This is a genomic window from Rhizorhabdus histidinilytica (assembly GCF_900167915.1).
Classification (GTDB): domain Bacteria; phylum Pseudomonadota; class Alphaproteobacteria; order Sphingomonadales; family Sphingomonadaceae; genus Rhizorhabdus; species Rhizorhabdus histidinilytica.
In genome coordinates this window covers 41266-47722 of sequence record NZ_FUYM01000020.1, presented here as the reverse complement: position 1 = coordinate 47722, position 6457 = coordinate 41266, and the positions used below count along the sequence as shown (strand labels likewise).

General features: G+C 63.6%; 6 protein-coding genes. 4 read left to right on the top strand and 2 right to left on the bottom strand.

Annotation, left to right across the window (positions count from 1 at the left end; translation table 11 throughout):
* Nucleotides 1–906, top strand: a 906-nt coding sequence (locus B5X82_RS24550) for an IS701 family transposase (protein ID WP_079650979.1), incomplete at its 5' end; no start/stop codon positions are given.
* Nucleotides 907–1090: 184 nt separating this feature from the next.
* Here B5X82_RS24550 and B5X82_RS24545 read toward each other — a convergent pair.
* Nucleotides 1091–1633 (bottom strand): cupin domain-containing protein, encoded by a 543-nt coding sequence (locus tag B5X82_RS24545; protein WP_176152698.1) that lies wholly within the window; start codon nt 1631–1633, stop codon nt 1091–1093.
* 145 nt (nt 1634–1778) lie between these two features.
* On the opposite strand from B5X82_RS24545, the gene B5X82_RS24540 reads away from it, so the two are divergent.
* From B5X82_RS24540 to B5X82_RS24530, 3 genes are read left to right on the top strand one after another with little or no spacing between them, the layout of a single operon-like run.
* Entirely contained in the window at nt 1779–2945 is a 1167-nt protein-coding gene (locus B5X82_RS24540) for a thiolase domain-containing protein (protein WP_139385162.1), read from the top strand.
* A 7-nt stretch (nt 2946–2952) separates the two neighbouring features.
* A complete protein-coding gene (locus B5X82_RS24535; RefSeq protein WP_079650971.1) occupies nt 2953–3657 on the top strand; it encodes a CoA transferase subunit A in 705 nt (234 codons plus the stop codon).
* Between the two features lie 2 nt (nt 3658–3659).
* On the top strand, nt 3660–4295 hold the full coding sequence (locus B5X82_RS24530; protein WP_079650970.1) for a CoA transferase subunit B: 636 nt from the start codon (nt 3660–3662) through the stop codon (nt 4293–4295).
* 36 nt (nt 4296–4331) lie between these two features.
* On the opposite strand, the gene B5X82_RS24525 is transcribed toward B5X82_RS24530, so the two are convergent.
* Nucleotides 4332–6416: a PQQ-dependent dehydrogenase, methanol/ethanol family gene (locus tag B5X82_RS24525; RefSeq protein WP_209047672.1), complete on the bottom strand. Its 2085-nt coding sequence runs from the start codon at nt 6414–6416 to the stop codon at nt 4332–4334.
* Nucleotides 6417–6457: the final 41 nt, after the last annotated feature.

Below are 6457 nucleotides of genomic sequence, written 5' to 3'. Positions count from 1 at the left end.
CTGGGCAAGAACGCGAACTGCCAGACGTTGGTGTCGATGACGCTGGCTTCGGGGGAAGTTCCGCTCATGCTGGGCCTGCGACTGTTCCTCCCGGAAAGCTGGACCAGCGATACGCCCCGCATGGCAAGGGCGGGCGTGCCCGAAGCGTTCCAAGCCTATCGCACAAAGCCTGACATCGCCATTGAGGAGATCGACCGCGTCCTAGCTGCCGGTGTGCGCTTTGGCTGCGTCCTCGCGGATGCCGGTTACGGCCTGTCAGCGCCCTTCCGGCAGGCGCTCAGCGATCGAGGATTGTGCTGGGCTGTCGGCGTCCCCCGCCATCAGAAGGTCTATCCCGCAGACGTGCAACTGATCTTCCCGGTGGCGGGGCGTGGACGACCGCGGGTTCGGCATGTGCCCGACGCCAAATCCCGGGCCGCCCATGCCATGATCGAAGAGGCAAGGTGGCGGCAGGTCAGTTGGCGTCGAGGAACAAAGGGTCGCTTGACGGCCCGTTTCGCGGTCATGCGCGTGCGGATCGCCGATGGCCCACCACAGCGGATCGGCGCCGCAGGCGCACAGCATATGCCGGGCGAAGAGGCCTGGCTGGTGGGCGAGCATCGCTCCAGTGGCGAGCGGAAATACTATCTCTCGAACCTTCCTGCCGACACGCCGATCAAGGACGTCGCCGGCGCCATCAAGGCGCGCTGGATCTGCGAGCAGGCGCATCAGCAACTCAAGGAGGAACTCGGTCTCGACCATTTCGAAGGCCGCTCGTGGACCGGGCTGCATCGCCATGCGCTTATGACAATGATCGCCTATGCCTTCCTTCAAACACGAAGGCTCGCTCAGGCGGGGCGGAAAAAAAAGAGTCTCCGGTCCGCCTCCTCAGCCGAGCCTCCCCGCTGTCCGTCAGGCCATCCTTGATCGCTTGTTACGCCCGCCGTCACGCCACTGTCCGCATTGCGGAACGGCGCTATCAACGCTGCATTCCATACTTCTGCCAAAGTAGTGCTAGGTTCTTCGAGCCGATCTTTGTTGCGATCGGCGAAGTGAATTTCGAGTGACTCGACCGCTATCATAAATTGAAGCGGTGATCTGAAGCCGGAAGTCAACGGCGGGTTTTGAACGCGGTGGCGGAAACCATCACAGCCAGCATGCGGCATGGTTCATTCCGGCGGTTGCTCCAGGCGTGACTGGTCCCGCGTTGAACGAGCGTATCACCAGCTTTGAGGCAGACTTCTTCCTCGTCCAGCATCGCGTAGATTTCGCCGGAAATGATATAGACGACATCGATGCTCGCCGTGCGATGGTTTGTCGCCGCCTTGGCGATGGCTGGATCGGAGACGCCGAATAGCTCCTTGTCCGGCGGCCATTCGAGCATTTGAACGACTGTGCCGCCCGGCGGTGGGCCGAAGCTGAGCGGCATGCTGCAGCTGTCGGGGCCTGTGGGATCACATTCGGGATTTGCAAACGTCTTCCATAAATCTGTCACGGCGACGCCTAGGGCGCCAGCAACGCCCATCTGGAACGGGCACTCGGCTTCGTCGATGACCACGACGGATTTGCCGTCCCGTTCGCCGACCACCACGCGACGCCATCGCGCCGCCTGCTCGGGCACGGTATCGATGAATTCGGGTCGAAAGCTGCTCATCCGGTATCCTCTTTTGCGCGACGATATCGTGCTTTTCTTCAGAGCCGTGTCCCCACCAAAGGGGCATTCAAGCATGGCCCGTCCACGGCAATGATAATCGTTCTGCCGATCGCATTGGCGGGAATTCATCTCTTTGGAGAAAATGATGGACGCGCATATCGTCGGGTGGGGGCACACGCGCTTTGGAAAACTCGGAGACCTCGATCTCGAAGCCCTGATCCGCGAAGCCGCGGTCGACGCCATGGTGAATGCCGGCGTGACCGGCGACGATATCGATGGAGTCTGGCTCGGCAACTTCAATTCGGGCCTCGTGCCCGACGGCTTCTGCTCGTCGATGATCCTCCATGCCGATCCCGGCCTGCGGTTCAAGCCCGCGATACGCTGCGAAAATGCCTGCGCGTCGGGCAGCGCCGCGATCTACTCGGCGCTCGACGCGATCAACAGCGGGCGGTGCCGCATCGCGTTGGTCGTCGGCGCCGAGAAGATGACGGCGCTCGACACCGCCGGGGTGACCAGCGCGCTCGGCGGCGCAAGCTACCAGGCCGAAGAACAGGGCATGTCCTTCCCGCAGATCTTCGCGCGCTTCGCGCAGGCTTATGACGCCGCCTATGGCGATCCGGCTGAGGCGCTCGCGCACATCGCGGTCAAGAACCACGATAATGCGATGCGCAATCCTCTGGCGCATATGCACAAGCCGGTCGACTTCGACTTCTGCATGACGGTATCGGAGCGCAACCCGATGATCGCCGCGCCGCTGAAGCTCAGCGATTGCTCGTTGATCTCGGACGGCGCTGCCGCCTTGGTAATCGCGCACCGTTCGGTTCTCGATCGGTTCAGCCGCGCCGTCGGCTTCCGCGCGGCCGAGATGGTCAGCGACTATCTGCCGCTGTCGGCCAAGCGTCTCGAGCATTTCGAGGGCCCCAGCCGGGCGATCCAGCAGGCCTATAAGACGGCGGGCATCACAGTCGACGATCTCGACCTGGCGGAAGTCCACGATTGCTTCACGATTGCCGAACTGCTGTCGGTCGAGGCGTTGGGTCTGGCGGAGCCGGGGCAGGGGACCGCGGTCGTCCGCGAAGGCCAGACCACGCGGCAGGGGCGGTTGCCGATCAATTTGTCGGGCGGACTCAAGGCCAAGGGTCATCCGGTCGGTGCCACCGGGGTCTCGATGCACGTGATGGTCGCGCGCCAGTTGCTGGGCGAGACCGGGGACATGCAGCTCGACGAAGCGCCCGAGCTCGGCCTCTGCCTCAATCTCGGCGGCGGTGCGGTCAACAGCGCCGTCTCGATCCTCGAACCCGTCAAAGCATGAGGTTGTCATGAATCGAATTTTTGCAAGCGCCGAGGAAGCCCTGGACGGGCTCCTGCACGACGGCATGATGCTCAGCGTCGGCGGCTTCGGCCTCTGCGGTATTCCCGAGCGGCTGATCGACGCGGTGCTCGCCTCCGGCGTAACGCAGCTGACCTGCGTGTCCAACAACGCCGGGATCGACGGTGTCGGGCTCGGCAAGCTGCTCCGCAGCGGCCAGGTCCGCAAGATGATTTCCTCCTATGTCGGGGAGAACAAGGAGTTCGCCCGGCAATATCTCGACGGTTCGCTGGAGGTCGAGTTCTGTCCGCAGGGTACCCTCGCCGAGCGGTGCCGTGCGGGTGGCGCCGGCATTCCCGCCTTCTTCACGCGCACCGGGGTGGGCACGCTGGTCGCGGACGGCAAGGAGCATCGCGAGTTCGATGGCGACGTCTTCATCATGGAGCGCGGCATCCGCGCCGACCTGGCGCTCATCAAGGGCTGGAAGGCCGACGAAGCCGGCAATCTGATCTTCCGGAAGACCGCGCGCAACTTCAACCAGGTGATGGCGACGGCAGCGCCCTTGTGTGTCGCTGAGGTCGAGGAAATCGTGCCGGTCGGCACGCTCGATCCCGACGCGATCCATCTGCCCGGAATCTACGTCAAGCGCCTCATCTGCGGCGCGCCCTATGACAAGAAAATCGAATTCAGGACCGTTAGGACGGTGGAGGCCTGACCATGGCATGGACACGAAATGATATCGCAGCGCGGGCCGCGCGCGAACTGCGCGACGGCTTCTATGTCAATCTCGGCATCGGCATCCCGACACTGGTCGCGAACAATATCCCCGACGGGATGACGGTGACGCTTCAGTCCGAAAACGGGATGCTCGGCATCGGGCCGTTCCCGCTGGAGGGCGAGGAGGATGCCGATCTCATCAACGCCGGCAAGCAGACCATCTCGGAACTGCCGTCCACCGTCTATTTCGGCTCCGCCGAGAGTTTTGCGATGATCCGCGGCGGCCATATCGACCTGACCATCCTGGGCGCAATGGAGGTCTCCGAAGGCGGTGACATCGCCAACTGGATGATCCCCGGCAAGATGATCAAGGGCATGGGCGGCGCCATGGACCTGGTCGCCGGGGTGAAGCGCGTGATCGTTGCCATGGATCATTGCAGCAAGGACGGCGAATCCAAGTTCGTGCAGAGTTGTAGCCTGCCGCTGACCGGCAAGGGCGTGGTCGATATGATCATCACCGATCTCGGCGTATTCGAGCGCCCCGATCATGCCAGCGATTTCCGGCTGGTCGAACTGGCGCCCGGCGTGACCCTCGACGAGATCGCCGCAAAGACCGGCGCGCGCTACGCCGTCTGATCGCAAGCGCACCGTCCGCATGGCGCGGGCGGTGTGCTATTTGCGCAAGGATTTCCGGTTCTCGCTGCGCACATATTGCCGGATCGATTCGAGTTCGCGATCGCTGAGCTCCGCGAATTGCGGCATGCCGTTCGGGACGAGCGCGCCGCCATGGACGATCGCGGCGAAAGCATCCTTGTCGCGTACGATCGGCGATCGGCGCAGATCGGGCGCCAGGCCAGCGGCGACCGCGAACACGCCGTGGCAATAGGTGCAGCGCGCACCGTAAACCGCTTGCCCTTCGGCGACGAGCGCGGCGTCTGGTGCGAAATCGGTGTCGGGCTCGACCGGAGCGGCGGTGGGCGATGCCGGCGGTAAACTTGCCTTTCCGTCGAGCGCGAAGGTCAGGATGCGCCGCTTCTGGCTGCGATAATCCCAGCCATATCTATTGGCTATCTCGCCCAGGATCGCCCCCGCGCCGCCGAAGCCGGTAAGCACCGTCACATATTGGCGGCCGCGCGCCCGATAGGTGATCGGCGGCGCAAGCACGCCGACCTGCGCGTCGAACCGCCAGAGCTTCTTGCCGCTGTCGGATGCGAAAGCATTGAAGCTGCCGTCGGCGTGGCCCTGGAAGACAAGATTGCCCGCGGTCGCCATGGTGCCGCCGTTCCAGAAGCCGGGGGTCGGGACGCTCCAAAGCGGCTTTTGCCGGCGCACGTCCCAGGCGAGCAACGCGCTGGTCCCCGCGCCCGGAAGAGGCGTGATCATGTCCGCGTGGTTCGCGCCGTCTATGAAGTTGCCGCTCGGACGCCGCCACTTGCCGGTATCGATACCCTTGTCGTCATAGATGGTGGCCATCTCGATCTTCGGAATATAGGCGATGCCCGTGCGGGGATCGAACGACATCGGCAGCCAGTTATGCGCACCTGCCGTCCCGGGCCACATCACCGATTTCTGGCTGTCTGCATAGCGGATGCCGGGCATCTCCACGGGACGACCGGTGGCGAGGTCGATCTTGGACGCCCAACTGACCTTGGCGATCGGCTCGGCCGAGATCAGTTTCCCGGTGATGCGGTCGATGACGTAGAAGAAGCCGTTTTTCGGCGCCGTCATCAGCACTTGGCGGCGCTGGCCGGAGATATCGAGGTCGGCAAGCTCCATGTCCATGGCGGCGTTATAGTCCCAGCTCTCGCCGGGATTGATCTGATAGTGCCACTTATACCGGCCGGTCTTCGCATCGAGCGCGACGATCGAGCAGAGGAATAAGTTGTCGCCCTCGCCCTGGCTGCGAACGCGGTGGTTCCAGGGCGAACCATTGCCGGTGCCGATATAGACGGTGTCGGTTCGCGCGTCATAGGTCATCGCGTTCCAGACCGTGCCGCCGCCGCCGAACTTCCACCATTGGCCAGACCAGGTCTTGGCTGCCATCTCCATGGCGTCGTTCTCGAAACCGTCCGCCGGATTGCCCGGCACGGTGTAGAAGCGCCACAATTGCTTGCCGGTTTCGGCGTCATAGGTGGTGACATAGCCACGCGTATCGCCGGCATCGGCGCCGCCATGACCGATGATGACCTTGCCATCGAAGACGCGTGGCGCGCCCGATATGAAACGCAGATCGTCCTTCGATACGGTGAGTTGCGACCAGATCTCGCGTCCCGTCCTGGCGTCGATGGCGATCAGCCGGCCATCCTGGGTGCCGACATAGAGCTTTCCATTCCACCAGGCGAGACCGCGGCTGCCCCAGCCCTGGCGCAGCTTCATCCCCGACGCTTCCGGGGCCTTTGGATCGAACTCCCACAACCGGCGGCCCGAGCCCGCGTCCCAGGCGCGAACGACGCTGTGCCCGGTTGCGGTGTAGAGCACGCCGTCGATTGCGAGCGGCGCGCTGATCGATGCTTCAGGCGGCAGATCGACATACCAGGCAAGATGGAGCCGCCCGATCGTCTTGTCATTGATATCGGCCAGCGGACTGAAATGCTGCTCGCCGAACGTACGTCCGAAGGCCGCCCAGTTTCGGCCGTCCGACTGATCGACCAGGGCCGATACGCCCGACGGAGGCGATGCTCCGCCGGCGAGCAGCGTCATTGCCGGAACGGTGGCGAATGTGACGAAGCCGATGAGGATGCGCGTGCGTTTTGACATTGGCATTTTGATCCTCCCGTTCCGCGTCTTTGCACGGCTGT

What these genes read in the sequence shown, in the direction of transcription:
- B5X82_RS24530 (WP_079650970.1), top strand. Translation starts at nt 3,660, where the DNA reads ATGGCATGGACACGAAATGATATCGCAGCGCGGGCCGCGCGCGAACTG.
- B5X82_RS24540 (WP_139385162.1), top strand. Translation starts at nt 1,779, where the DNA reads ATGGACGCGCATATCGTCGGGTGGGGGCACACGCGCTTTGGAAAACTC.
- B5X82_RS24535 (WP_079650971.1), top strand. Translation starts at nt 2,953, where the DNA reads ATGAATCGAATTTTTGCAAGCGCCGAGGAAGCCCTGGACGGGCTCCTG.
- B5X82_RS24545 (WP_176152698.1), bottom strand. Translation starts at nt 1,633, where the DNA reads ATGAGCAGCTTTCGACCCGAATTCATCGATACCGTGCCCGAGCAGGCG.
- B5X82_RS24525 (WP_209047672.1), bottom strand. Translation starts at nt 6,416, where the DNA reads ATGTCAAAACGCACGCGCATCCTCATCGGCTTCGTCACATTCGCCACC.